The 25,624-nt window shown below is 70.8% G+C and carries 18 protein-coding genes; 3 read left to right on the top strand and 15 right to left on the bottom strand.

Going from position 1 to position 25,624, the window contains the following annotated elements:
• Positions 1 to 273 precede the first annotated feature (273 nt).
• Positions 274 to 1,578, top strand: coding sequence for a TerD family protein (locus tag ACZ4FV_RS00655; RefSeq protein ID WP_465321500.1), 1,305 nt, complete (start codon positions 274 to 276; stop codon positions 1,576 to 1,578).
• Positions 1,579 to 2,043: 465 nt separating this feature from the next.
• Here the strand turns inward: ACZ4FV_RS00655 and ACZ4FV_RS00650 are convergent, their stop codons facing one another.
• The 15 genes from ACZ4FV_RS00650 to pstC form a co-directional block, all read right to left on the bottom strand.
• A complete protein-coding gene (locus tag ACZ4FV_RS00650) occupies positions 2,044 to 3,093 on the bottom strand; it encodes a hypothetical protein (RefSeq protein ID WP_465321498.1) in 1,050 nt (349 codons plus the stop codon).
• A 312-nt stretch (positions 3,094 to 3,405) separates the two neighbouring features.
• On the bottom strand, positions 3,406 to 4,341 hold the full coding sequence (gene arcC / locus ACZ4FV_RS00645) for a carbamate kinase (protein WP_395859826.1): 936 nt from the start codon (positions 4,339 to 4,341) through the stop codon (positions 3,406 to 3,408).
• A gap of 162 nt (positions 4,342 to 4,503) precedes the next feature.
• On the bottom strand, positions 4,504 to 5,505 hold the full coding sequence (argF, locus tag ACZ4FV_RS00640; protein ID WP_395859827.1) for an ornithine carbamoyltransferase: 1,002 nt from the start codon (positions 5,503 to 5,505) through the stop codon (positions 4,504 to 4,506).
• Between the two features lie 91 nt (positions 5,506 to 5,596).
• Positions 5,597 to 6,823: an arginine deiminase gene (locus ACZ4FV_RS00635; protein WP_395859828.1), complete on the bottom strand. Its 1,227-nt coding sequence runs from the start codon at positions 6,821 to 6,823 to the stop codon at positions 5,597 to 5,599.
• Positions 6,824 to 6,985: 162 nt separating this feature from the next.
• Positions 6,986 to 8,440: an amino acid permease gene (locus tag ACZ4FV_RS00630; protein ID WP_465321496.1), complete on the bottom strand. Its 1,455-nt coding sequence runs from the start codon at positions 8,438 to 8,440 to the stop codon at positions 6,986 to 6,988.
• A 274-nt stretch (positions 8,441 to 8,714) separates the two neighbouring features.
• Positions 8,715 to 11,315, bottom strand: coding sequence for a polynucleotide kinase-phosphatase (locus ACZ4FV_RS00625; protein WP_465321495.1), 2,601 nt, complete (start codon positions 11,313 to 11,315; stop codon positions 8,715 to 8,717).
• The gene (locus ACZ4FV_RS00620; RefSeq protein ID WP_465321493.1) at positions 11,312 to 13,126 is read right to left on the bottom strand and encodes a 3' terminal RNA ribose 2'-O-methyltransferase Hen1; all 1,815 of its coding nucleotides are present in this window, start codon (positions 13,124 to 13,126) and stop codon (positions 11,312 to 11,314) included. Before ACZ4FV_RS00620 ends, ACZ4FV_RS00625 begins: the two co-directional genes overlap by 4 nt.
• A gap of 127 nt (positions 13,127 to 13,253) precedes the next feature.
• Complete coding sequence (locus tag ACZ4FV_RS00615; RefSeq protein WP_465321491.1) at positions 13,254 to 14,198, bottom strand: MerR family transcriptional regulator; 945 nt, start codon at positions 14,196 to 14,198, stop codon at positions 13,254 to 13,256.
• Positions 14,199 to 14,444: 246 nt separating this feature from the next.
• Positions 14,445 to 14,831: a YegP family protein gene (locus ACZ4FV_RS00610; RefSeq protein WP_355529452.1), complete on the bottom strand. Its 387-nt coding sequence runs from the start codon at positions 14,829 to 14,831 to the stop codon at positions 14,445 to 14,447.
• On the bottom strand, positions 14,809 to 15,525 hold the full coding sequence (locus tag ACZ4FV_RS00605) for a phosphate ABC transporter ATP-binding protein (protein WP_395859937.1): 717 nt from the start codon (positions 15,523 to 15,525) through the stop codon (positions 14,809 to 14,811). Before ACZ4FV_RS00605 ends, ACZ4FV_RS00610 begins: the two co-directional genes overlap by 23 nt.
• Before the next feature lie 180 nt (positions 15,526 to 15,705).
• The gene (locus tag ACZ4FV_RS00600; protein ID WP_465321489.1) at positions 15,706 to 16,668 is read right to left on the bottom strand and encodes a sortase; all 963 of its coding nucleotides are present in this window, start codon (positions 16,666 to 16,668) and stop codon (positions 15,706 to 15,708) included.
• Entirely contained in the window at positions 16,665 to 18,944 is a 2,280-nt protein-coding gene (locus ACZ4FV_RS00595) for a hypothetical protein (RefSeq protein ID WP_402229292.1), read from the bottom strand. The genes ACZ4FV_RS00600 and ACZ4FV_RS00595 overlap by 4 nt, the downstream gene beginning before the upstream one ends.
• A gap of 196 nt (positions 18,945 to 19,140) precedes the next feature.
• Positions 19,141 to 20,772 (bottom strand): phosphate ABC transporter substrate-binding protein PstS, encoded by a 1,632-nt coding sequence (gene pstS / locus ACZ4FV_RS00590; RefSeq protein ID WP_395859835.1) that lies wholly within the window; start codon positions 20,770 to 20,772, stop codon positions 19,141 to 19,143.
• Positions 20,769 to 21,947 (bottom strand): phosphate ABC transporter permease PstA, encoded by a 1,179-nt coding sequence (gene pstA, locus ACZ4FV_RS00585; protein WP_395859836.1) that lies wholly within the window; start codon positions 21,945 to 21,947, stop codon positions 20,769 to 20,771. The genes pstS and pstA overlap by 4 nt, the downstream gene beginning before the upstream one ends.
• Before the next feature lie 49 nt (positions 21,948 to 21,996).
• Positions 21,997 to 23,013: a phosphate ABC transporter permease subunit PstC gene (pstC, locus tag ACZ4FV_RS00580; protein ID WP_395859837.1), complete on the bottom strand. Its 1,017-nt coding sequence runs from the start codon at positions 23,011 to 23,013 to the stop codon at positions 21,997 to 21,999.
• A 371-nt stretch (positions 23,014 to 23,384) separates the two neighbouring features.
• Here pstC and ACZ4FV_RS00575 point away from each other — a divergent pair, with 371 nt between their 5' ends.
• Both ACZ4FV_RS00575 and ACZ4FV_RS00570 read left to right on the top strand, forming a co-directional pair.
• Entirely contained in the window at positions 23,385 to 24,353 is a 969-nt protein-coding gene (locus ACZ4FV_RS00575) for a PstS family phosphate ABC transporter substrate-binding protein (RefSeq protein ID WP_395859838.1), read from the top strand.
• Between the two features lie 488 nt (positions 24,354 to 24,841).
• Positions 24,842 to 25,615, top strand: a complete 774-nt coding sequence (locus ACZ4FV_RS00570; protein WP_465321486.1) for a hypothetical protein — start codon at positions 24,842 to 24,844, stop codon at positions 25,613 to 25,615.
• Positions 25,616 to 25,624: the final 9 nt, after the last annotated feature.

The following is a 25,624-nucleotide window of genomic DNA, read 5'->3' as shown; positions in this document are numbered from 1 at the left end:
GCGGCGTCGGCGGGGCCGAGCGGACACGCGACTCCGGGCATACCGAAGTGACCTCGGTCGGAGGTGTGGGGATGCTCACTCTTGGTTTCGTTGCGCCGAGCCTGATGCGTGACGAACGCCGGCCCCGGCCCGCAACACCCCGGGCAAGGCGAGCAAGAGTAGCGGACGAGCGGGTACGTTTCACCCCGGTTTTACTGACCCGTACGAGTGGGCACCCGATTTTTTCGCCGCAAAGGATGAACCGATCAGCCCACTCGTGTGACGATCGTGCGCATGGTGCAGCAGTTGGGCAAGGGACAGAACACGCCGGTGGCCGCCGCGAAGGTAAGCGCGGTCTTCGTCTGGCGACCGGGGCCGAGTACGCCCGGTCTGGACGCGTCGGCGCTGTTGTTGGGTGCGTCGGGTCGCGTCTCGGGCGACGCGGACTTCGTGTTCTACAACCAGCCGACCCATCCCTCCGGCGCGGTCCGCCACGCGGGCAAGAGCGAGGGGACGTGGTCGAGGGACGCGCTGGAGATCGACCTGGGGTCGCTTCCGGCGAGTGTGGATCGGGTGGTGCTCGCGGCGTCGGCGCACAGTGGCACCTTCGCGGGCATCCGGGATCTGCACCTGTTGGTGAGCGATCCGGGGGCCGAGGTGGACCTGGTCCGGTTCGACATCGCGGATGCGACCGTGGAGACCGCGATGCTCGCGGGCGAATTGTACCGCCGGGGCGGGGCCTGGAAGTTCCGCGCGATCGGGCAGGGCTACTCGACCGGTCTGGAGGGGCTCGCGACCGACTTCGGCATCTCGGTGACGGCCCCGCCTCCGCCGCCCCCTCGGGTGCAGGCACCTCCGCCGCCCCCGCCGGCACCCACACCTCCGCCGGCGCCTCGGCTGAACGTCCGCAAGCCCGAGCCGGTACGGCAGCCGCCCGCACCGCCCGCCCCCGCGCCGACGCCGGCGCCCGCGACCACTCCGAACCGGCCGCCGGTGCGGTTGAGCAAGGTGACGCTGACCAAGGCCTCACCGATGGTCTCGCTGAGCAAGGAGGGCATCACCGGCAGCCGCATGCGGGTGAACCTCAACTGGGTGCAGGCAGCTCCCGGGCGCGGCATGCTCAAGCGGCTGATGGGGCCGACCGACCTCGACCTGTGTTGCCTGTGGGAGCTCAACGACGGCACGAAGGGCATCGTGCAGGCGCTCGGCAACATGTTCGGTTCGGCGGACGCGCCGCCGTACGTGTACCTGGACGGAGACGACCGGACCGGCGCGAACACCGCGGGCGAGAACCTGTACATCAACCTCGACCACAAGAACAGCTTCAAGCGCCTGCTGATCTTCGCGTTCATCTACAAGGGTGTGACGTTCGACGACGCGCAGGCGGTGGTGACGCTCACGCCGGCGACCGGCCCCGAGTTGGAGATCCGGCTCGACGAGACCGGCGGTGCGGCGCGCTCGTGCGCGATCGCGCTCGTCCAGAACCAGGGCGGGGACCTGACGATCCAGCGCGAGGTGCGCTACATCAAGGGCAACCAGGAGAAGGTCGACCAGACCTACGGCTGGGGCCTGCAATGGCGAGCGGGCACCAAGGACTGACAAGGGAACCGAACACGGGACCGCGACCCCGATCGCGGGTGCGGGCGCGGGCGCGGCTACGCGCTGGCGGTCGCGAGCGCAGCGCCCTTGTGGTCGCGACCGTAGGTGCGCTTGCGGGTACCCGCAGGCGGTCGCGAGGGTACGCATGCGACCGCCGGCGCCCACGCGTGCGCGATCGCCCGTGAGGACGCAGGCGGTGGCGGTGGCAGCCGCACGCGCAGCCGAACGCTCACGCGAGCGCGAGCGCGAGCGGGCGCGGGCGCGCAGCCAGGTGGTCGCCGGCGCGGTCGCGAGCGCAGGCTCGCGACCGCGGTCGCGGGTACGAGGACACCGGTCGCAGGCGCAGGTGCGCGCCCCGTCACGCCGCCTCCGCCGCCGCCGCGACCGCGCTCCCTGCCCGGGACCCGTCCCGCCCCGCCTCGCCCGCGTGTCAGACCTTGAGCCCCAGGTCTCCGCTCGTCCCGGTCATGCGTCGTCCGGGTGTGTCCCCTCCGGGCGTACTCCGATCCCGGGCAGGTCGACATACCCGCCCGACGTCCATGCCCGAGTGCGCAGCCGCCGAGCGCCGTCGATGCCCCAGAAGGCGAACGCCTCCAGGATCGACTCGGCCGCCGCAACCGCGTGTTCGGTGCCGGGACGCAGCCATACCTGGCGTCCGTTGCCCGGCACGTTGCCCAGTTCGAGGCGGTCCTGCCCGACCCGGATCTCGACCGTGTGCGCGGGTTCGGCTACATCCCCCAGCACCAACAGGACCGGTTCCACCCACCCGACCAGCGGCATGTCCACCACCAGCGAGGACAGTACGCGCGGCAACGCCTCACAAAAGTCGGCCCAGTCGCGCGGGTCCGGCCCGAACGGCAGGAACAGTTCCGCCAGGCTCATGTCCGGCCGACTGACACACCAGATGTAGGGCAGCTCGGCCAGGGACCCCGCCCGCTCGAAGCCGCGCCGCTCGAACGCCTCGCCGGCGCGCGTCGGAAACAACTCCATGACGAGCGCCTCGTTCGCGTCGTCCCGAGAAAGGCGCAGCGTGATCCGACGCGATCGCCAGCGCAGCCACGCGGCGGGCCCGCCTCGCCACGGCGCGGGCCCCAGCGTCGCGGTCAGCGCCGCGCCCAGGCGGGTGTGCGCGGCGTCCAACTCCCGCCCTCGATCGCGGACGTAGGGCACGGCGCCCCATGAGCCGGAACCTGGGCCGTACGCGTATTGACCCGGCACCGACGGGCCTTGGAACCCGGGCGCCGGCGGCGGTGGGTCCACCCGGACCGGTAGTGGGGCGCTGAAGCGCACGCACGGCGCGCCCTCGGCGAGTTCGCCGGGGTCCGCCCGGCACTGCAGCCCGGGTATGCCGGTCTCGATCGCCACCTGCCCGTCCTCGACGCGGCGAGTCTCCCAGCCGAGCCGTCCGGCGGTCTCCTGCATGGCCTCGACGGACCAGTCCCCCCACTCGGCGCCTCGGGCGGCGAGCAGCGTTCGAGCGAGTGTGTCGGCGGCAGGCATCACGGAGACGGCCATGCTCGACATGGTCACAGGACACGGGCCGATCGGACCAGACCCTTTACCGATCCGCGCTCGAAAAGATCGTCGGCGAACCCGGGCCCCACACGTGTCCACCGCGATCCGCATCGCCTCCCCCGTCACGCCGACACACCCCCGCAGCCCCCCGAAGGCCCCGCCTCACCCGCGACACCGGGCCCGCGACACCGAGCCCTCGACCCCTCGCCTCCGACCCTCCGCCCCTCTGACCCTGTGGTCCTCTGACCTTCGGCTATTTGGCCCTCGCAACCCTCTCGGCCCCCTCGACCCTCTCAACCCCTCGACCCGCCGTCACAACAAACTGGTCTCCGGATACTTGCCACTGGGCGTGACAATCGTCCCCGCGTTGCCCCGGAGGATCTCCGCGGCCTGGTCGAGCGCGCCGATCGCCGCCATGTCGCCGGTCATCTCGACGAAGCGGCAGATCGCGTCGACCTTGGGGCCCATCGAACCGGCCGGGAAGTCCCCCGCGCGCAGTTGCATGGGGGTGGAGTTGGTGATCTCCTGCGCGTCGGGTTGTCCGAATCCGCGGACCACTCGGGGGACATCGGTGAGCAGCAACAGCGCGTCCGCATCCAGTGCCTCGGCCAGCAGGGCCGCGGTGAGATCCTTGTCCACCACGGCCTCGACGCCGGTGAGTTGGCCGAGTTCGTTGCGGACCACCGGGACGCCGCCGCCGCCCGCACACACCGCGACCGCCCCGGAGGCGAGCAGTTGCCGGATCAGTCGGGTCTCCACGACCCGTGCGGGTTTGGGCGAGGGAACCACCCGGCGCCACCACTTGCCGTCCGGCTTGACGATCCAACCGCGCTCGTGGGCCAGTCGCTTGGCCTCGTCCTCCTCGTACACCGGGCCGACGAACTTGGTCGGATCCTGGAACGCGGGGTCGGCGGTGGAGACGAGGGTCTGGTTGATCAGCGAGCACACCTGCCTGCCCGGCAGCGCGTTCTGGAGGGACTGGAGCAGCCAGTAGCCGATCATGCCCTGCGTCATCGCGCCCAGGACGTCGAACGGGTAGGGCTGGGTGAGCGATTGGTCGGCGGCGGACTGGAGGGCGAGCACGCCGACCTGGGGGCCGTTGCCGTGGGTGACCACGAGTTCGTGTTCGCGCGCCAGCGGGGCCAGCGATTTGACCGCCTTTTGGATGTTGTGCAGCTGGATGTCGGCGTCGGGCTTGTCCCCGCGCTGAAGCATCGCGTTTCCGCCGAGGGCGACGACGACGCGCATGGTGGATCCCTTCGGTTCGGGCGGCGAGCGCGAGCGGTCGTCGACCGGTCGCCTCGTCGCAGCAAAGCGAATGAACGTGGCAAATGGGGCGTTCCACAACCACGTGCGGCCCGGGTACCGGTTGGTCCGGTGCCCGGGCCGCGCCGTTCCTCGTACCGCGCTCTAGTCGCCGAGTGTGGCGACCATGACCGCCTTGATCGTGTGCAGGCGGTTCTCGGCCTCGTCGAAGACGATCGAGAAGTCCGACTCGAAGACCTCGTCGGTGACCTCCAGCGCCTCCATGCCGGTCTTCTCGAAGATGTCCTGGCCGACCTTGGTGTTGCGGTCGTGGAACGCCGGGAGACAGTGCATGAACTTGACCTTGGGGTTGCCGGTGGCCTTCACCACGTCCATGTTGACCTGGTATGCCTTCAGTTGTGCGATCCGGGTGTCCCACACCTCCTTGGGCTCACCCATCGACACCCACACGTCGGTGTAGAGGAAGTCCACACCCTTGACGCCTTCCGCGACGTCGGCGGTGTGGGTGATCCGGGCACCGGTTGCGGTCGCGATCTCCTTGGCCTTGGCGACGATCTCCGCGTCGTTCCACAACTCCTCGGGCGCGACCATGCGTACGTCCATGCCCAGCATCGCGGCAGTGATCATCAGCGAGTTGCCCATGTTGTTGCGGGCGTCGCCGAGGTAGGCGAACGAGACCTGGTGCAGCGGCTTGTCCGAGTGCTCGCGCATGGTGAGCATGTCCGCGAGCATCTGCGTGGGGTGCCATTCGTCGGTCAGACCGTTCCACACCGGCACGCCCGCGTACTTGCCGAGTTCCTCGACGTACTCCTGCTTGCTGCCCCGGTATTCGATGCCGTCGTACATCCGCCCGAGCACCCGCGCGGTGTCCTTCATCGACTCCTTGTGCCCGATCTGCGAGCCGCCCGGGTCGAGGTAGGTCACGCCCGCGCCCTGGTCGTACGCGGCGACCTCGAACGCGCACCGGGTGCGGGTGGAGGTCTTCTCGAAGATCAGCGCGATGTTCTTGCCGACGAGACGCTTGCGCTCGTTGCCCGCGTACTTCGCGGCCTTCAGGTCCGCGGCGAGGTCGAGCAGGTGGTTGAACTCCTTCGGAGTGAAGTCCAATTCCTTGAGGAAGTTGCGGTGACGCAGGTTGAAGGCCATGGCTCCAGGCTTCTCTTCGTGCGGGATCGAAAGGTCGGTGGACGCGTCGGGCGGGTCGGCCAACGCGTCGTCGGATCGGCAAACCGCCAGGTTAGACGGCCTCGCGCTCCACCGGACAGCTCATGCAGCGCGGCCCACCGCGACCGCGGCCGAGCTCGCTGCCCCGGATGGTGACCACCTCGATGCCGTTCTTGCGCAGGTAGGTGTTCGTGGTGACATTGCGTTCGTAGGCGAAGACCACCCCGGGTTCGACCGCGAGCACGTTGCAACCGTCGTCCCATTGCTCGCGCTCGGCGGAGCGCACGTCCTGCGTCGCGGTCAGCACCCGGATGTCGGACAGGTCCAGGGCGTTCGCGATCGCCTTGTGCATGTCGTGTGCCGGGTGGTCGGTGACCTTGAGTTCCTTGTCGTGCTCGCCCGGCTCGATCGTGTACGACGGCAGCATGCCCATGCCCGCGTACTTGGTGAAGGTCTCGCCGTCGAGCATCGTCATCACCGTGTCCAGGTGCATGAAGGCGCGTTTCTTCGGCATGTTCAGGGCGACCACCTTCGTCGCGGAACCGTGCTTGAACAGCGCCCGCGCGAGCGCCTCGACGCCCTGCGGGGTGGTCCGCTCGCTCATCCCGACCAGGACCGCGCCGTTGCCGATCACCAGCACGTCGCCGCCCTCCATCGACGCGGGGAAGCTGCTCTGGCCCGGGTTCCACACGTTGAAGTCGCCCTTGGCGAAGTTCGGGTGGTAGTTGTAGATCGCCTCGAAGTGCACGGTCTCGCGCCGCCGGGCGGGCATCATCATCGCGTTCACCGCGACGCCGTCGTAGACCCAGCACGAGGTGTCCCGGGTGAAGATGTGGTTGGGCAGCGGCTTGAGCACGAAGTCGTCCACGTCCATCGTGTGGAACGCGACGCTGTGCGGTTCCTGCATCAACTCCAGGATCTCGCGCTTGGTGATCCCGCCCACCAGGTAGCGCACCAGCTCGTTGGTGTCGAAGCCCTCGAACAGACCGCGCAACTCGTCCACCGCCAGCAGGCCGAACTCGCGTTCGTCGAAGACCCGGTCCAGCACCATCTTCTTGGCGGCCGGCTCGCCCGAGAGCGTCTCGCGCAGCAGGTCCGTGAACAGGTGGACACGAATGCCCCGATCCCGCAGCGCGTCCGCGAAACCGTCGTGCTCCTCGCGGGCCCGCTTGACCCACAAGACGTCGTCGAACAGGAGTTCGTCCTTGTTCGTCGGGGTCAGCCGCTTCATCTCCAGATCCGGGCGGTGCAGGATCACCTGCTTGAGTCGACCGGTCTCCGACTCGACGTGGAACCCCATGGATGGTCCTCCTGACCGTTGCGAACTGCGGTGTGCCTTCCGGCCATCGGGACCGGGTCCGGTTCTGCTTCCGACGGTGCTTCCCGTTCTCGTGCCGTGTGCGCCTGCGAATGATGTTTCCGATTTCGAAAGGTACGACGCACGCTGGGCGCGTGCGCCGCGCTACTCGCGCATGGCGGGGGTCGCGCCCTCGACTTCGACGCGGCTCGCCTCCTTGTCGCCGGGGCGGTACGCGCCGCGCGCGGCCTTGACCCGGAGATGGACCGGGATGCCGAGCACCAGCATGATCAGGCTCTTGAGCACCGCGTCCATGCCCGCGCCGTGGAGCATCCACAGGGCGAACAGCAAGCCCGCGACGGCGATGGTGAGGTCCTTGGCCAGTGCCGCGCGAGTGACCGCACGCTCGCGGGTGACCAGCCAGAGCAGTTGCGCCGAAGCGGAGGACAGGTAGGGGATCACGGTGGTGACGGTGGCCAGGAGCAGGATCGTCTCGAAGGCGTCCTCGGACCACACGTGGTTCACCGCGACCACGACCGAGGTCAGGACGGCGGCGACCAGCACGCCGAAGACCGGCACACCCGCCCGGTCGACAACGGCGAACCGCCGGGGGAACACGCCGTCCTTCGCCGCCGCGTACGGCATCTCCGCGCACAGCAGGGTCCAGCCGTTGAGCGCGCCGATGCCGGAGACGATCGCAACCGCGGCCATCACCCCGCCCCAGGGGCCGCCGCCGAACATGTGGTTCAGCGCGTCGGAGAACGGTGCGGACGAGTCGACGAGTTCGGCGTGCGGGACGGTCCCCATCACCGCGATCGTGCTCAGCATGTACAGGGCGGCGCAGGCGAGCGTGCCGTGGATCGAGGCCCTGCCGATGTCGCGTTCGGGGTTCTCGACCTTCCGGGCGGCCACGGACGCGGCCTCGATGCCCGAGTAGGCGAACACCACCAGCGCCGCGGAGACCTGCAAAGCGCCGAGGAAGTTCTCGTCGCTCGTGTTGAACTCGCCGAAGTTGCCGCCCTCGACGAAGAACAGACCGACAACGGCCACGAACAGCAGCGGAACGACCTTGAGCACGGTGGTCACGACTTGGAACAGGCCCGTGTTCCCGACCCCGGACAGGTTGATCAGGGCCGGGATCCACAGGCCGACCAGGGCGATCGCGATCTTGCCGGGCATGGAGTCCCAGTGCAGGAAGTAGTTCACGTAGCCCACCCAGGCCACCGCGATGGCGGCGTTGCCGACCCAGGCGGTGATCCAGAACGACCACGCGGTCAGGAAGCCGGGGAACTCGCCGAACGCCGCACGGGCGTAGGCGTACGGACCGCCGGCCGCCGGGACACGCGCACCGAGTCCGCCGAGGATCGCCGCGATCGCCAGGGCGCCGATGGTCACCAGGCCGAGGGCGAGGATGCTGATCGTGCCGTACTTGGCGAGCGTGGCCGGTAGCAGGAAGATCCCGGTGCCCAGGACGCCGCCGACCACGAGTGCGGTCGCCTGCGGGAGGCCGAGGGTGCCCTGCGAGGTCTCGCCGGCCGCGGGTGCGGACGCCTGCGACGAGGTCTCGGGTGCGGCCGCCGGCGAGGACGTGGGGGTCGTGGGATCCACCACGTGGCTCATCGCTGCTCCTCCGTGTGTCGAGGCGATCCGGCGCCGCGGGTTCGGCTCCGCTTTCCACCACGTTCGGATCCTGCACCCGGGAGCGGGCACGCACCTCCGACACAGGTCACGACCTGCGGTGTCGCCGGGACCTCTCGACACGGGACCGTCGATCCGCCTCGATCGGCACAGGACACTGAAGCGACATACCCGAAACTTTCCGGCAATCACGCACACAAGGGCGGTATCCGTGTCGCCACGGATACCGCCCTTGCTGCGAACAGGTGACGCGGACTCAGAGCCTGGGGTCCACCGGCTCCGATTCCAGCGCGAGTACGGCGAAGACCGCCTCGTGCACGCGCCACAGCGCCTCGCCGGCCGCCAGTCGGTCCAGTGCCTCGGCGCCCAGCGCGTGCTCGCGCAGCGCCATCGAACGCTTGTGGCCCAGGCCGCGATTGCGCAACCGCTCCAGGTTCACCGGTTCGGTGTAGTCGGCGCCGTAGATGATCCGCAGGTACTCCGGACCACGGCACTTGACCCCGGGCTGCACACGTCGGTTCGCCACCCGCGCCGCCTCGCCCGCGAGCGGTTTGACGACCATGCCCTCACCGCCGGCCGCGGTCAGCGCGGTCCACCACTCGATGCCCGCCGCGACCTGTTCGTCGTCGGTGACGTCCACGACCAGTCGGCCGGTGGGCGCGAGCAACCCCGAGGTGTCGGCTGCCACCAGGCGGTCGGCGAGTGCGAGATGCCACGCGTGGTCCCGCCCCAGGTAGGACCCGCCGCGCCCGGCGAGCACCTGGAACGGCGCGAAGCGCAGACCCGCGAGACCGTCGGTCTCCCAGCAGTACCGGCCGTACGCGTCCACGAAGGCGTGCGCGTTCGCCTCGCGGCCCCGGATCCGGTCGGCGAGCTCGCCGACGTCGATTCCGCGTTCGAGTGCACGCGCCAGCGCGGCGCCGGCGACCGGCAGCGCGGAGGTCGCGGCCGCGCCCACCGACGCGTACTGCCGCCGCAACAACTCCTGCGCCTTCGCCGACCACGGCATCAGCTCGGCGTCGAACAGCAACCAGTCGGTGTCCAGTTCCGCCCACAGCCCGGCGGCGTCGATCGCCGCGCGCAGCCGGTCCAGGAAGCCGTCGGTGGTGGCGCGGTCGGGGAAGAAGCCGCGGCCGGTGCGCGTCCACACCGCGCCCACACCCATCCCCTCGTCCACCCCGAACGCCTCGCGCGCGGCTGCCTCGTCCCGGCAGACCAGGGCGACCGCGCGCGAGCCCATGTGCTTCTCCTCGCAGATCGCCGTGGCGACCCCGTCCGCGCGGAACTGCGCGAACGCCTCGGCCGGATGTTCGAGCAGGCCCGGCAGCGTGCTGGTCGCGCACGGGGCCATCGTCGGCGGCAGGTACACCAGCCAGCGCGGGTCGATGGCGAACCGGCTCATCACCTCCAGGGCCGCCGCCGCGTTCTCCTGACGTACCGTCACCCTGCCCGCGCCGGCCGTCTCGACGTGCCGGCGACCGACCCCGCCGGGGCTCAGGTCGAGCACGTCGCCCAGGTCGAGGGTGCGCCCGTCCCGACCACCGGGCGCCTCCGAGGCCAACGGTCGCACCGGCTCGTACCAGACCCGCTCGGCCGCCACGGCGACCAACTCGCGCTCCGGCCAGCGCAGCGCGGTCAGCTCGCCGCCGAACACCGCGCCGGTGTCCAGGCAGATCGTGTTGTTCACCCACACGGCACGGGGCGTGGGCGTGTGGCCGTAGACCACGGTCGCCTTGCCCCGGTACTCGTCGGCCCACGGGTAGCGCACCGGCAGACCGTACTCGTCGGTCTCCCCCGTGGTGTCGCCGTACAGCGCGAAGCTGCGCACCCGACCGGACATCCGACCGTGGTACTTCTCCGGAAGACCCGCGTGGCACACCACGAGCCTGCCCTCGTCGAGCAGGTAGTGGCTCACCAGGGCCTCGCAGAAGTCGACCACCTCGGCGCGGAACTCCTCGCTCTCCGCGGCCAGTTGTTCGAGCGACTCGGCAAGGCCGTGGGTGGTCTTGACCTGCCGTCCCTTGAGCGCGCGCACCAACTTGTTCTCGTGGTTGCCCGGTACGCACAGCGCGTGTCCGGCGCCGACCATGCCCATCACCAGGCGCAGCACGCCCGGCGTATCCGGTCCGCGGTCCACCAGGTCGCCGACGAACACGGCGGTGCGGCCCAGGGGGTGTACGGCGTCGACCGGGCGCCCCGCGTCGTCGCGGGTGATCCCATAGCCGAGCTCGATCAGCAGCGTCTCCAACTCGGCGCGGCAGCCGTGGATGTCGCCGATCACGTCGAACGGCCCGGTCAGGTGCCGCAGGTCGTTGTATCGGCGCTCGTGCACGATCTCGGCGCGGGCGACCTCGTCCACGCCGGAGAGCACGTGCACCTTGCGGAAGCCCTCGCGTTGCAGGCCGCGCAGCGATCGGCGCAGGTCCCGGTGCTGGCGCTGGACCACGTGCGGGGGCAGGTGCATCCGGTCCGGGCGCTCGGCGTTGCGTGCCTGGCACTCGGCCTCGGGGATGTCCAGCACGATCGCGACCGGGAACACGTCGTGGTCGCGGGCGACCTTGACCAGGTGCGCGCGGGCCTCGCGCTGCACGTTGGTCGCGTCCACGACGGTCAGCCGGCCGGACGCGAGCCGCATCCGGGCGACGTGGTGCAGCAGGTCGAACGCGTCACCGGAGGCCGCCTGGTCGTTCTCGTCGTCGGCGACCAGGCCGCGGAAGTAGTCGGAGGAGAGCACCTGGGTGGGCTTGAAGTGGGTGCGGGCGAAGGTCGACTTGCCCGCGCCCGTGGTGCCGATCAGGACCACCAGGCACAGGTCGGGCATGGTCAATGCGCGGCGGGCGCTCGCGTCGTGGGTCATGCCGTTGCTCCGGTGCCTTCGTCGTTCGCGGTGGGGGTGGGTACGGACGTGGAGACGGCGGTGTCGCCGGGCCGGGGGTCGTCGGCGGTTCGCGTGGTGCCGGCGGGTTCGGTCTCGGTACGGGTGAACACGGCCATCTGGGTGGAGGGGCCGACCTCGGGGTCGACCTCGCCGACCGGTTCGAAGCGGGCCGCGTAGCCGTACTTGGCGGCCGCCCGTTCGGCCCACGCGCGAAACGTGGCGCGGTCCCATTCGAAGCGGTGGTCGCCGTGCCGCATGGCGCCGGCCGCGAGGCCTTCGCCGCCCGGCTCCTCGGGGGCGTAGCGGATGTTGTATTCGACGTTGGGCGTGGTCACCACGACGGTGGCCGGCCGGGCCGCGCCGAGCACCGCGTACTCCAGGGCGGGCAGGCGCGGCTCGTCCAGGTGCTCGATCACCTCGCACAGCACGGCCGCGTCGTAGCCGACGAGCCGCTTGTCGGTGTAGGTCAGCGCACCCTGGATCAGCCGCACGCGGTCGCGCTGCCGCTCCGACATCCGGGCGAGCTTGAGCTTGCGCTCGGCGATGGTGAGCGCGCGAGTGGACACGTCTACCCCGACGATCTCGCGGAAGCGCGGCTCCCGGAGCATCGACCCGATCAGCTTGCCGTCGCCACAGCCCAGGTCGAGCACGCGCTCGGCCCCGGCCGCCCGCAGGGCCGCCAGGATCGCGTCCCGCCGCTGCCTGGCGAGCGTCATGGGCCGCTCGTCCGCACCCGCACCCGCAGGTGCGCCCGCGACCACGGCGTCGGCGGTCGCCGGCGCGGTCGCGAGCGACTCGTCCGCGGCGACGGCACCTGCGCCCGCAGCGACATCGCCCGCGCCCGCGGGCACTCCGGTCGCGGGGGCACCCGCGGGCGCACTCTCGGCAGTCGCACTCGCCGGCGTCGCACCCACACCCTCGGGCACGTCCGCGGCACAAGCGGCGCTCGCAACCGCGACCGCGGCCGACTCCTCCGCCGCCCCCGCGTCCTCCTCGACCTCGTCCGGTACCGCGTTGTCCAGATTCTCCGGCGCGGTCTCGTCGACCTCGGCGAGGCGCTCGATCGCGCTGCGGGTGAGGGTGTGTCGCCGTGAGAGGTATCGGCTCGCGATCAGGTCCCGGTCCGGGTGCGCCGACAGCCAGCCCTCGCCGGCGCGGAGCAGCTTGTCCACCTCGTCGGGTGCGACCCAGTAGTGCTTCGCGTTGTCCAACACCGGCAGCAGCACGTACAACTGCCGCAGGGCCTCCGCGAGCGGCATCGTGCCGGTCAGCGCGAGCCGCACATAGCGCGAGTCGCCCCACGCCGGGAAGCGCGGATCCAGCGGAATCGGCTCGATCGCGACCTGCCATCCCAGCGGCTCGAACAGCCGCCGGACCATCTCCTCGCCGCCGCGCGCGGGCAGCGCGGGCACCTCGATCTCCAACGGCATCGCCGTCGCGGGCAGTTCGGGCCGCGCGTCGCAGCGCCCCTGCATCGCGGTACGGAAGACCGTGCCGAGCGCGACCGCGAGCAGCGACGAGGCGGCGTAGGGCCGGTCGTTGACGTACTGCGCGAGCGCGAGGTCGGGCGAGCCCTTGGCGCCCTTGCCCCGCTTGACCCCGCGCGTGAGCGCGATCGGGTCGACGTCGAGCAGCAGCGCCGCGGTGCAGCGCGTGTCGTCGGCCTCGGGGTAGAAGACGTGTGCTTCGCCGTAGGTCGTGGAGAACCGTTGCGCCTTCCCGGGATGCTTGTGCAGCAGGAAGCCGAGGTCGGTGGCGGGCTGATGGGTGGTTGCGATGGTCAGGAACACCAGGCCGATTATGTGTCAGATACCCACTCGCCGACGATCGCTTTTCACCGGTCTGCGCCCTCACTCCATACCCTCGCTCGACACACCCTCCGCGCGCCCCCGCCGTACATCCCCTCCCCCCGAGCCTTCACCCGTCGACGCCACTGTCAACGCCACTGTCAACGCCGCCTTCGACGCCACCATCGAAGCCACCGTCGCCATCGACGTCGACCGACAGTTCCACCGCCATACGAGTCGCCGCCCCGGGCGCGCTCGCGAGCTCTCGCGGGCAGTGTTGGCGCAGGCTGCCCAGGTCGATCGACAGGTCCCGTCCGGCGGCGGCGCGGACGAGCGCGGCGAACGCGGGGTGTACGGCGGTGCCGTCGTCGGGGTCGGTGTCGGTGACCACGTGGTCGGTGCACAGTTCGCGGCCGGCCGGCCGTACGCCGGCGATCGTCCGCCGGCCCGGGACGGACCAACCCTCGGGGACCGGTTCGGCGAGTGGCAGGCACAGGGCGACCTCTGCCCCGGCGGCGTCGGAGGGGCGTCCCAGGTCGAGCCAGAAGCCGCCGGTGGGTGCGATGCCGTCCGCGTGCAGGCTCGCGTACAGGTCGAGCAGTGCGCCCTCGATCGCGACGTCGGCGTCCACGACCGCGCCGTCGGGGCCCTCGATCACGGGCTCGGTGTCCTCGGGCGTCGCGACGTACTCGACGACGCCGACCCACGCCTGGGCTCCGGTCCGGCGCAGTCGCACGTCGTAGTCCACGTCGGCGCCGGCGAGCACCCGCTCCGCCGCCGCGATCGCCCGGTCCTCGCGTGCCCGTTCGGTTCGGACCGCCTCCCGGCGCGCCCGCAGCGCCTCGTGTGCGGAACCGCCGTTGCCCATCGCGGTGCGGATCGCCGCGAGCGGCACGCCGGCCGCGCGGAGCGCGCGGACCAGACCCGCCTGTTCGAGTTGGCCGATCGTGTACCGGCGGTAGCGCGTGTGCGGATCCACGTCCGCGGGCACCAGCACGCCCTGTTCGTCATACCATCGCAGCGCCTTGACGGTCAGGCCCGTGGCGCGTGCGAAGTCTCCGATGCCGAGGAACATCCCCATCACCTCCCGATCGACCACAGTGCCCTCTCCCGTGACGGGAGGGTCCACCCCAGGGCACCGGGAGGTCCACCGCAGGCGCTCGGGAAGCTCCACCGCGCGGGCACCGGAAGGCCCGACGCAGGAGCACGGGAAGCTCCACCGCGCGGGCACCGGAAGGCTCGACGCAGGAGCACGGGGAGGTCCCGGCCGCAGGGGCGCGCCGCCACGATCGTCGTGATCGCGGCGGGCGCGCGGCCCGGGTCACCAGTCGTCGGGCTCGGTGACGGTCAGCAGGCGGACGAATCTCTCGTAGGACACCTGGCAACTCTCCAGGCGCTCGTAGGTGCGGGCCGACAACGCGACGGGAGCGCTGGGTTCCAGAGCCACGCTCCAGAACCAGCCCGGCGCTCCGGTGGCCCGTCCGATGACAGGCACGAGGTCGACCACCCGGCGACGCAGCCGGTCCAACTCGATACGGCAGGCCCCCGCCGTGACATGGCCCCGAGCGGACCGCGCGAGCACGCGGCCGTTCGGGGCGATGAGCCGCCACCGCACGTGCTGCTCGGCGTCCAGGTGGACGTCGTAGCGCGCGTGCCGTTCCGGCGTACCGTCCGGGGCCCGCGACTCATCCGAAGCGACCGGCGACATAGTCGGCCGTCCGGGGGTCGCGGGGGGTGCCGAAGATCGCGGTGGTGGGTCCGGCCTCGACGATGTGGCCGGGGGTGTTCTCCGCCGCGAGGAAGAACGCACAGTGGTCGGAGACACGTTGGGCCTGCTGCATGTTGTGCGTGACGATCACGATGGTGATGTCGTCGCGCAGCTCGCCGATGGTGTCCTCGATCCGCCGGGTGGAGGTCGGGTCGAGCGCCGAGCAGGGCTCGTCCATGAGCAGCACGTCCGGGTCGACCGCCAGGGAGCGGGCGATGCAGAGACGCTGCTGCTGACCACCGGAGAGCGCGCCGCCGGGTTGCCTGAGCCGATTTCTCACCTCCATCCACAGGCCGGCCCGAACCAGCGAGGACTCCACGACGGCGTCCTTGTCCGCGTTGCGCACGCCGGTCAGCTTCAGGCCGGCGACCACGTTGTCGTAGATGGACATCGCCGGGAACGGGTTGGGCTTTTGGAAGACCATCCCGACCCGCCGCCGGGTCTCGATCGGGCGGCGGGTGGAGTCGTAGATGTCCTCGCCGTCGAGCAGGACCCGGCCCGCGAGTTGGGCGCTGGGCACGAGTTCGTGCATCCGGTTGAGGATGCGCAGGAACGTGGACTTGCCGCAGCCGGACGGCCCGATCAGGGCCGTGACGGAGTTGGCCGCCATCACGAGGTCGACGCGTTCGAGCACCTTGTGGGTGCCGAACCAGGCGCTGACGGCCTCCGCGGTGAGCGTCGAGCCACGCCCGCCGGCGGATTGGGCCGGTAAAGGCTGGGTCTCGGCTGCGGGAGCGAGAGTCGTCGCACCGCTGTCCGGGCTGGTCACGTGCGGAGCCTCCGGGGTGTGGAGTGGGACGGACGAGAACCGGCGTCAGAGCGTCGCCGGGAGTACGCGAGCGGCGGATTCGTACAGTGCCCACACGACGGCGAGCACGACCGGGGTGCCGAGCAGGAGCGTGACTCGGCGATCGGGATGGCGGCGCAGCGCCCAGGCCAGGACGACGAGCACGAGCGTGAACGCCTGTGCCCACAGCAGCAGTCGCACGCCGGCGTCCGCGTAGCCGCCGGTGCCCTTCTCGTCCGCGCGTAGACCTTGCGGACGGCGGCCCTCCTGGGCCTTGGGGGCGCCCTGCAGTTCGGCGATGACCACGGTGCGACCGCCGGGCCGGATCCACGAGTCGGCGGTGATCAGCACGAGCCGGTTCTCCCGGCCGGGCGCGAGCACGTCGTCCTTGCCGTTTCTCACGTGCCGGCGCTCGATCACCTTGTAGGTGAACTCGCCCTGCTGGGTGGTGGCTTCGATGCGCTGGCCGACGCGCAGCTTGCCGATGTCCCGGAACGGGCCGCCGAAGGTGTGTGCGCGGCCCATGATCACGCTGTGTCCGCCCTGGCCGGGCAGGCCGCTGGTGCGCAGGTGTCCGGGTCCCTTGGCGAGCGAGTCCGCGGTGGTGCCCTCGACCACGACCTGTCCGAGGCCGATCGCGGGGATCCGCAACATCGCCACGGGGCTGCCCTTGTCGATGCTGCCGCCGAGCGGGCCGACGTCGCGGTAGAGCTCGTCGGAGAGCCGGTCGGCCAGGATGCTCTGGTCGCGCGCCTGTTGGATGTCGGAGACCACGTACAGGTAGCCGACGAAGCCCGCGATGAGCAGCGCGAGCAGCGCGACCGACGCGCCGGCGATCGTGTACGGGTCGGGGCGCCCCGCACGCGGTTTGCTCGCGCTCGCGGGCGGTCGCGCGCCGGTGCTCGCGGGTGCGCCCGCAGGCGTCGATGCGGCCGCGGGGGCGGTCGCCGGCGCGGTCGCGGGCACCTTGGAGACGGTGTCGGCGGTCATGCGGCTGCCCCCTGGCGACCGATCAGGCGCAGGACGGCGGCCACCGGCGGTGGCCAGTCGCCGGTGCGGCGCTTGTGCCCGAGCGAGAGCAGCACGGGGCAGGCGAGCAGGGCGGCCCCGCTCACGCACATCAGGATCAGCAGCACGACCGCGGACGGGTCGCCGGCGAGCGCGTCCTTGATCACGTTGGCGACCGAGGGGAACGGGTTGTTGTCGGCGGGCGGGGTGGCCGCACCGACGGGGGCGGTGGAGGGCGCGGTCGACGGCGCCGCGGTCGGGGCCGGGGTCGGGTCGGTCGCAGGCGGGGTGTTCGGGTTGCCCGTGTTGCCGGCGCTCGTGCCCGCCGAGGCGCCCGCGTTGTTGTTGTCGCCGCCCTGGTCGACCGGCGGCGGGGTGGTGGGCGGCGGCTCGCCGGTCCACTTGGGCGCGGCGGCGATCTTCTGCCGGGCGGCGGCGATCTGCTGCTTCTGGGCGTCGCTGAGCGGGATGTAGCCGGGCGGCAGGCTGCCGGGCTGGAAGCTCCCGGTCTGCACCTGGCCGGCGGTGGCCGCGTAGGCGAGGAAGGCGTCGATCTTGGCCGCCTTGGCGGCGGTGAGCTTGTCCGTGGAGACCATCGCCACGTCGGTGACGGTGAGCGGGTAGGCGTTCGCGACCGTGCTCTGGAAGTCGTTGGTCAGCGTGACTCCGTCCGGCCCCGGCTTGGCGGCGGCGAGGCCGGCGCGCACGGTCGCGGGGTCGGTCGGGTCGACGAAGTTGCCCGCCGCGTTGCGGATCCTGGCCACCGGCGTGCCCATCCGGGTGGCCGCCTCGACCGAGGTGATCGCCATGACGCTGTGGAAGCCGTACTTGTCCTGGCCGTCGTCCTTGGGACCGACATCGGTCATCGAGCGGTTGGTCGGCACCGAGTTGCCCAGCCGGTTGGCGATGTCCTCGTACACCGTCTGCGGCACGTTCACATCGACGAGCATCTCCAGGCGGTTGGTGTACACCGCGAGCGGATAGCCGACGTTGCCCACGCGCCACTCCGCGGGACACACCACGTTGTTCTGGTCCGGTGTGCCCGACAGCCACGCCAGGGTCTCCCGGTCGGAGGCCAGCCACGTGGTCAGCGCCCAGATGGTGTCGTCCTGGACGCCGCGCAGGATCGGGGTCCGGATGTTCCCGGGCCAGTTGCGGGTGTCGTTGATGGCGGTGAACTCCGGGTCCGTCCACAACGACCTGATCGAACCGGGCGTCTGCGGCGCGGCCGGATACGCGCCGGTGATCAGCTTCGCGATCAGACGGGGCGTCAGTTTCATCGACGGAATGGGCAGGTGGGTCTGGACGTCGTCGATGTTGAACGCGAACGCCAGCGCCCCGTTGGTCAGCGGCGCGTACACCGTCTTGGCCTTGTCGCGGATGCCCGGCAGCGGTACCGGACGGGCCTGGTCGAGTGCGCCGCCGATCGGCTGTTGGGTGACGCCGATGTCGACGCCGTCGCTGAGGAAGACCTCGCGACCGCTGGGTCCGGAGCCGGCGCTCACCGTCATATTGACCGCGTTGTTCCGGGCGGAGCACAGACCGAACACCCACGAGGCGCCCGCCTGGGTGAACTCGCCGGAGCCGTTGACCGACAGGTCCGGGTGCTCCATGCCCGGGCACGCGTCGGGCGTGGGTACGAAGGACAGCGGCGTGAACGCGGCCTGCCCGGCGGCGAAGGCCAGTTCCATGTCGGTGTCTCGAGGCGCCAGGGTGTCGCCCAGGAGCACGGTGGACAGGGGGCGGAAGGACGTCGCGGTGCTTGTCTCGTCGGGCATCACGAACACCGCGATCGAGCACGCCTGCCGGTCGGAGCAGCCGAGTTCGGCCAGTTGCAGTGCGGGCCGCACCTGGATCCAGACCTGCCCCGATCCGTCCGCGGCTGTGGGCAGCCCGGTCTGCTTGGTCGCCAACCCCGGTGGCAGCCCGTCCGGTTGGCTGATCTCCTGGCCGTTCTGCGTCCAGCGGGGAGCCCAACAGTCCCGAGGTCGGGGCGTAGTGCCCTTGCACTGCATCACCACGATGCTGTTGGTGCCGGCGGCGAGTGTGAAGCCGGTCCACTTCACCAGGATGCGCTGGTTGACCAGGTTGGCGCTCTGCGACACGGTCACCGCGGGCCGGGCCGGCTCGGCCGCGCCGGCGGACCCCGCGACCACGCTCAGCCAGCCGGCGAGCAGGGCCACGCACAACGCGAGGACGCCGGCGACGGACAGGGCTCGTCCGTCCGGCGAGGCGGCGGATCGTTCGGTGCCCGTCACGGCGACTCCACTTCTTTCGCCCGCGTTCGGGATCGACTCCCGGCGAGGACGACCCGCGCCGATCCTCGCGCGGCGCGGCGGCACTGCGGGAGCGGAAACCGACACGGTGTTCGAAAGTTCGCCTGCGCCGCACGGACCGGACATCTCCCGGTCACCCGACCCGACCGGCTCGACCGGCTCGACCGGCTCGACCGACTCAACCGACATCGGGCCCACGTCCTCGACCGAGGCGGCTGTACAGGAACGGGGCGCCGAACACGGCCGCCGCGAGGCAGACCAGGGTCAGCGCGTAGAACCACACCGGTGGCAGCGGTGGCGAGTCGCCCGCCTCGACGGATCCCGCGCTCACGGGCCCGCCGTTGCCCTTGTCCCCGCCGGCCACGACCTCGCCGGTGCCCGCGTCGGGCGTACCGCCGCCGCTGCTCCCGTCCCCACCCTGCGCCCCGGGCACGCCCCCGGCACCGGGGTCGCCCGGCGTGGGAGTGGAACTTCCGCTCGGGTTGGCCGAGTTGTTGCTGTTCCCGTTGTTGTTGTCGTTCGTGTTGTTGTTCTGGTTGCCGCCGTTCTGCTGCGGCTGCTGCTGTTGTTGCGACTTCTGCTCCGGCGGGACCCAGGACGGGTCGAAGGTCGGGTTCGGACAGGCGTCGAAGTCGGCCTTCGTCGGCTTGTCCAGGTTCGCCGGCATCACTCCCGGGTCCGGCGCGCCGGGGATCGACTTGATCGCCTCGTAGCCGAAGCTGACCAGCTTGGGCGGCAGCGGTGAGTACCCCAACCTCGGGGCCTGCGCCTGCCCCGCGCACAGGAAGTACTTGATGAACTTGCCGAGCGTCTCACCCTTGGCCTCGTTGAACGAGAACTGCTTGGCGGCCGGCACGATCATGTAGCTGTAGCTGGAGATCGGATACGCGCGCCGATCGGCGTTGGTGTAGACGTCGTCGAGGATCTGCGTGCTGTCCGGGTTCAGCCGGGCCTTGGTGAGCGCGACGGCCACCGCGTCGGAGGTGGGCTGGACGTACACCCCGCCGGCGTTCTTGACGGAGGCGACCGGGAACTGGCGTTGGAGGGCGTAGGCGGTCTCCACGTAGGTGATCGCACCGTCGCCGTAGCCCGCCGCGACGTAGTTGGCCACACCCTCGGAGCCCGCCTGCGCCTTGGCGGCGCCCTTGACCGGGAACTCGGAGGTCATCCCGCCGGGGAAGAACGGCCGCCAGATGTCGTTGACCTGGTTGGTCAGGAAGGCGGTGAACTGTGCGCTGGTGCCCGAGCCGTCGGAGCGCACGACCGGGGTGATCGGCGTCGACGGCAGCGAGAGCGCCGGGTTGTCGTCCTTGATCGCCTTGTCGTTCCACAGCTTGATCTGGTTGGTGAAGATCCCGGCGATGGTGCGCGGCGACAGTTGCAGGTTGCGTACCTGCCGGCCGCGGATCTTGAGGTTGTACATGAATGAGGTACCGCCGGCGACGATCGGCAGGTACTTGAACTTGGTGTTCGTACTCGCCAGCGCCGCGAGTTCGTTGGTCGCCTTGCCGGTGCGGTCGACGTAGTTGCCCTGGAAGGGGATCTCCGACACCGCGAAGTCGACGAGGTGTTGGGAGAAGTCGGTGCGTCCGGCGGTGGAGCCGTTCTGGTTGTAGTCGACGGCGAGGCCGCGGGCGGCGACGTCGGCCGCCCACTGCTTGGTCGCGGGCGCGCTCCACGTGGAGCCGCTGCCGTGGATCGCGGCGGCCGCGGACGCGCTGCCGGCGGGCATCAGGGTGAGCGGGACGGCGAGCGCGGACGCCGTGGCCAGTCGTAGCAAGAGCGCGGGAACGCGCCTGATCCTGGTCATGAGGTGGGCTCCGGGGTGAGGGACTTGGCGACGGCGGAGCGCTGCCGCTTGCGACGCCCGGACTCGCCGGGGGTGCGCCCGCCGATCAGGCGCGCGAGGGTGAACAGCACGAGGACGATCAGCAGCAGGGTGACGCCGGCGCCCCACGCGAGGGAATTGAGCTCGTCGCTGGGCGACTTGTAGTTCTCCCAGATGAAGTACGGCAGCGAGTTCTGCACACCGCTGAAGGGGTTCCAGTTCATGCCCGCGCTGCCGCCCGCGACCAGCAGTACCGGCGCGGTCTCGCCGACCACGCGGGCGCAGCCGAGGATGACCGCGGTCACCAGGCCGCTGCGCGCGGTGGGCAGGACCACGTTCCACAGGGTGCGGAACTCCCCGGCGCCCAGCGCCAACGAGGCCTCGCGCAGCCCGTTGGGCACCAGGCGCAGCACCACCTCGGTCGCGCGGGTGACGACCGGCATCATCTCGACGGACAGTGCGAGACCCGCGGCCAGGCCGCAGAAGCCCTGGCCGAGCGAGATGACGAAGAAGGCGTAGACGAACAGGCCCGCGACCACCGAGGGGATCGCGGTCATCGCCTCGACGACCACCCGCACCACGGCCGCGAACCGGCCGCCGACCTCGTTCATGTAGATCGCGGCGGTCATCCCGAGCGGGACGCTCAGGACGATGGCGATGCCCATCTGCTGGAAGGTGCCGACGATGGCGTGTGCGGCGCCGACCGCGACGCCTTCGGTGCTCAGCGCGCTGAAGTGTCGCTGGGTGGCGGTGAAGAAGTCGGCGTGCAGAATCTGGCCGAAGCCCTTGACGAAGACGTACCCGATCACGGTCGCGACCGTGCCGACCATCAGGGCCGCGCCGGTGGAGATCACCGCGCCCGCGACCCGGTCGCTCGCGGCCACCCTGTCCAAGCGCATGCGGGTGGCTGTGGCGTACAGCACCAGGAAGCACACGTACGCGGTGATCAGGTATCCCTGCCAGCCGGTGACCGGCAGGATCCGCCCGTAGAGCACCCAGGCGAGGCTCGCGCCCGCGACCCCCGCGCCGAGCGCGACGCCGACGTCGTCGGGGGCCACGCGGCGCAGCGCCACGCGGGCTTCCTCCGGTGGTCGCGGCGCGGTCGCGGGCGGCGGCGCGTCGGGCCCGGGCCGAACGATCGGCTCGGTGACGGTCATCGTCGTGGATCCCCTCGGTGGTGGGTCTGGTGGAGCCGCTGTTCGGTGTTCAGATCTCGGTGGACTTGCCGCTGCGCGAGCGCGCGACCAGCACACCGGCGACGGTGTTGACGGCGAGGGTGAGGACGAAGAGCGCGAGGCCGGCGGCCATCAGCGCGGAGATCGACTCGTTGTCGGCCTCGCCGTACTTCAGGACGATCAACGAGGAGATCGTCGAGCCCTGGCCGTCGAGGATGCGGAACGAGAAGTCGGTGTTGAACGAGATGATCATCGCGACGGCGATGGTCTCGCCCAGGGCCCGGCCCAGGCCGAGCATGATGCCGCCGATCATGCCGCCGCGACCGAACGGCAGGACCACCGCGCGGATCACGCCCCAGCGGGTGGCGCCGAGCGCGAGCGCGCCCTCCTTTTCCCCGACCGGCGCCTGGCCGAACACCTCGCGGCTGACCGAGCAGCAGATCGGGATGACCATCGTGGACACGACCACGCCGGAGATGAACAGCGACGAGCTGAACTGGCTGTCCACGAAGCGGGCTTTCACGTCGATCGTGCGGATCTCGAAGATCGGCAGGAATTCCAGGTTCGTGGCGAGCCATCGGCTGACCGGGATCAACTGGGGTTGCAGCACGAAGAAGCCGAAGATGCCGTAGATGATGCTGGGCATCGCGGCCATCAGGTCCACGGTCGAGGTGAGCACGCCGCGCAGGCGCCGGGGCGCGAACTCGGTGATGTACAGGGCCGCGGTGAGCGCGATGGGCACCGCGACCACGAGCGCGACGAGCGCGACCAGGACCGTGCCGGTGAGCAGGCCGCGTACGCCGAACGTGCCGGACTTGGGCTCCCACACGTCCTCGGTCAGGAATCCCCAACCGGCCCGATCCAGTGCGCTGCTGCCCTGGTAGAGCAGGTAGCCGCCGATCGCGACGAGCAGCCCCAGGACCAGGATCGCGACGCCGCGCGTGGTCCAGCGGAAGGCGTGGTCGGCCCTGGTCCGGCGTACCACGATCCGCCGGGGCCGATCGATGAGTTCCGGCGACTCGGGTGCGAACACGGGCGGATGTGCCATGGCTGTCGGCTCCTGGAAGCGGGTGGCGAACCGACCTGACCGTTCGTCATGTCGCCCGGCGATCAAGCCGGATGCCCCTCGCCTGGAGACAACCAGAGCGCAGCCCCTCGGCAACTGTCCGCTACGGAAACAACCGGTGCCGAGGGTGTACGGCAGTTGTCGTATCCGTGCCGCTCCGGTTGTGGAGTATCCGGTTTCCGTTACAGGCGCGGTCCGTTCGTGTCGGCGCCTCGTGCGGCCCGGTGCCGTTTCCCTGCCGGACATCCCACGACGATCAAGCCGCCGGCAGCGTTGTCGGCGTCGGCCACTGCGGTCGACGGCCAGCAAATGCCAAGAGAGAGTTGGGACTTCGAATGTCCAGCGTCTTCAGCATGCGCAAGACCGCCACCGTACTGGGCACCGCGACCGCCGCCATGGCGCTCGTCGTCGGCGCCAACGCGTCGGCGAACGCGGCCACTTACGTCAACGCCGGTTCGGACACGCTGCAGAACGTCACCGCGGCGCTTGCGTCGGACTATGCCGCCAACGTGGACCCGGGCGGCAACAACTGGATAACCGTGAACGCCGGCGTCCCGGCCGGTGGCCAGGCCACCGGCAAGGCGGCGTGCAACACCCAGTACGGCACCGGCGCCAACCCGTGGCCGAACGGGTCGAGCGCCGGCATCAACGCGCTGCTGGCCGAGCGCGCCGGTACCAGTGCCAACTGCCTCAACTTCGCGCGTTCCTCGCGTGGCCCGAAGGCCGGCACCGCCGAGACCACGCTCACCTTCGTCCGCGTCGGCGGCGACGCGGTCACCTGGGCCACCAAGAAGGCCGGCGCGCCCGCGAGCCTGACCTCGGCGCAGCTGCACGGCATCTACGACTGCTCGATCACCAACTGGAGCCAGATCAACCCGAGCCTGTCGGGTGCGATCCAGAAGCACATCCCGCAGGCCGGTTCCGGCACCCGCCAGGAGTTCATCGACAAGGTGCTCGGTGGCTTCGACCCGACCTCGGCCGCGAACGGCGCCTGCGCCGCGACCGTGATCCAGACCGCGCAGGAGAACCGCGGCGACGCGCCGCAGATCACCACGACCGACGCGATCATCCCCTACTCGCAGGCCGCGTACGGCGAGCAGACCACCCCCGCGTCGGGCGTGACCAACCACACCAACGGCTTCACCCCGCGCCAGATCGACGGCAAGGCGCCGAACGCGACCGGCTTCGTCGGCAACCGCTCGGTCTACTTCGTTTACGACCCGCTGGACACCGAGAGCGACACCGACACGATCGCGTTCATCAACTGGGCCAAGGCCCCGGCTCAGGTCCCGATCTGGCAGACCTTCGGCTTCGTCGCCTAGTCCTTGCCCGAGCCGAACCGCAAGACGTGACCAGTGGCGGGCCGTCCCGAATCGAGGGATCAGGGACGGCCCGTCCCACGGGCCTTCGGGCCCGTGGCGCAACCTCTTCTCGATGAGCGCGGGGCCCCGCGCGAGAACGGTCTCGGTGTCGCGCGCACGACGCGGCCGCCGAGGAACGCCGGCAGCGGTGGGTTCGCCCTGGACGACACCGCGACGATCGTGTGCACCAGGGGGCCGAGGCTCCGGCGCAGCTCCCGATCCGGGCCTTCCACGGTTTCAGGCCCTGATTGTCGCCGGGTCGACGTGATGCTCCGACGCGGCGGCCTTCCCGATCCGATGTCTCGAGTGTCCTCGCGGCACTGTTCACCCTCCGGTGGCGGATCGCTCATCCATTCGCCATCGCGAGCGCCTGACGTTTCCCTCGCGGATGCCCAACCGGCCGCCGCGTGCTGTTTTGCTCGAACCCACTGACCCCGGAAGGGCATTTCATGAAGCTCCGTCGTCTGCTCGCGCTCACGGTCGCGGTTCCGGCCGCGCTCGCGATCGCCTCCGTGCCGGCCATCGCCACGGACGCCGCTCCCACGTCGCCGGCGACCACCGCGCCGGGCACGATCAAGGTGAGCCCGCTGTACGGCCCGGCCGACGCCACCGGCAAGGCGACCGTTCGCGCGAGTGTGCCGTGCGGCCCCGACGCGACCGCGTTCCGGTTCGTGGTGCGTTCGGAGGGCGCCAACGAGCGGGTCTTCGGTGGCTCGTTCCTGGGCACCCCGCTGCCGGCCGACAAGGTCGCGGACACCGCGGTCGTCGGCCGGCGTGCGCTGTTCCCGGTCGGCTCCGCCACGCAGGAAGGCGTCGCGCACAGGCTCGTCGCCCAGTGCTACACGACCGGCGTCGACGGTGTGTTGACCATCACCGAGCCCGCGTCGGTCGACCTGCGCGTCAACTCCGGTGTGTGGAGCGCGCTTTCGCCCGAGGCCCGGGCGCTGCCGACCAAGATCGGCGCGCTGCGCTTCGGTCTGGTCCTGTTTCGCGGCTTCGCGCCCGGTGAGCACGTGGACGGCGCGGTGCGCGCGGCCGACGGCACCTCCACCCCGGTTTCGCTCCAGCCGCAGATCGCGCCCGACGGCACCTGGGGCGGCGCGCTGCTGACGCTTCCGGCGACCGTGGCCGACGGTTCCTACACGCTCGTGCTCTCCGGCACGAACTCGAAGGCGACCACTTCGGTCGCGATCACCCTCGACTCGTCCCGCCTGTGGTGGTGACGCGGCGTC

The sequence above is a fragment of the Embleya sp. NPDC025285 genome (genome assembly GCF_055558835.1).
This window is presented reverse-complemented; position numbering and strand designations above follow the sequence as displayed.

What these genes read in the sequence shown, in the direction of transcription:
- ACZ4FV_RS00570 (WP_465321486.1), top strand. Translation starts at nt 24,842, where the DNA reads ATGAAGCTCCGTCGTCTGCTCGCGCTCACGGTCGCGGTTCCGGCCGCG.
- ACZ4FV_RS00635 (WP_395859828.1), bottom strand. Translation starts at nt 6,823, where the DNA reads ATGGGGTTCCACGTCGAGTCGGAGACCGGTCGACTCAAGCAGGTGATC.
- pstA (WP_395859836.1), bottom strand. Translation starts at nt 21,947, where the DNA reads ATGACCGTCACCGAGCCGATCGTTCGGCCCGGGCCCGACGCGCCGCCG.
- ACZ4FV_RS00615 (WP_465321491.1), bottom strand. Translation starts at nt 14,198, where the DNA reads ATGTTCCTCGGCATCGGAGACTTCGCACGCGCCACGGGCCTGACCGTC.
- ACZ4FV_RS00630 (WP_465321496.1), bottom strand. Translation starts at nt 8,440, where the DNA reads ATGAGCCACGTGGTGGATCCCACGACCCCCACGTCCTCGCCGGCGGCC.
- pstS (WP_395859835.1), bottom strand. Translation starts at nt 20,772, where the DNA reads ATGACCAGGATCAGGCGCGTTCCCGCGCTCTTGCTACGACTGGCCACG.
- ACZ4FV_RS00650 (WP_465321498.1), bottom strand. Translation starts at nt 3,093, where the DNA reads ATGGCCGTCTCCGTGATGCCTGCCGCCGACACACTCGCTCGAACGCTG.
- ACZ4FV_RS00625 (WP_465321495.1), bottom strand. Translation starts at nt 11,315, where the DNA reads ATGACCCACGACGCGAGCGCCCGCCGCGCATTGACCATGCCCGACCTG.
- ACZ4FV_RS00600 (WP_465321489.1), bottom strand. Translation starts at nt 16,668, where the DNA reads ATGACCGCCGACACCGTCTCCAAGGTGCCCGCGACCGCGCCGGCGACC.
- arcC (WP_395859826.1), bottom strand. Translation starts at nt 4,341, where the DNA reads ATGCGCGTCGTCGTCGCCCTCGGCGGAAACGCGATGCTTCAGCGCGGG.
- pstC (WP_395859837.1), bottom strand. Translation starts at nt 23,013, where the DNA reads ATGGCACATCCGCCCGTGTTCGCACCCGAGTCGCCGGAACTCATCGAT.
- argF (WP_395859827.1), bottom strand. Translation starts at nt 5,505, where the DNA reads ATGGCCTTCAACCTGCGTCACCGCAACTTCCTCAAGGAATTGGACTTC.
- ACZ4FV_RS00610 (WP_355529452.1), bottom strand. Translation starts at nt 14,831, where the DNA reads ATGTCGCCGGTCGCTTCGGATGAGTCGCGGGCCCCGGACGGTACGCCG.
- ACZ4FV_RS00655 (WP_465321500.1), top strand. Translation starts at nt 274, where the DNA reads ATGGTGCAGCAGTTGGGCAAGGGACAGAACACGCCGGTGGCCGCCGCG.
- ACZ4FV_RS00575 (WP_395859838.1), top strand. Translation starts at nt 23,385, where the DNA reads ATGCGCAAGACCGCCACCGTACTGGGCACCGCGACCGCCGCCATGGCG.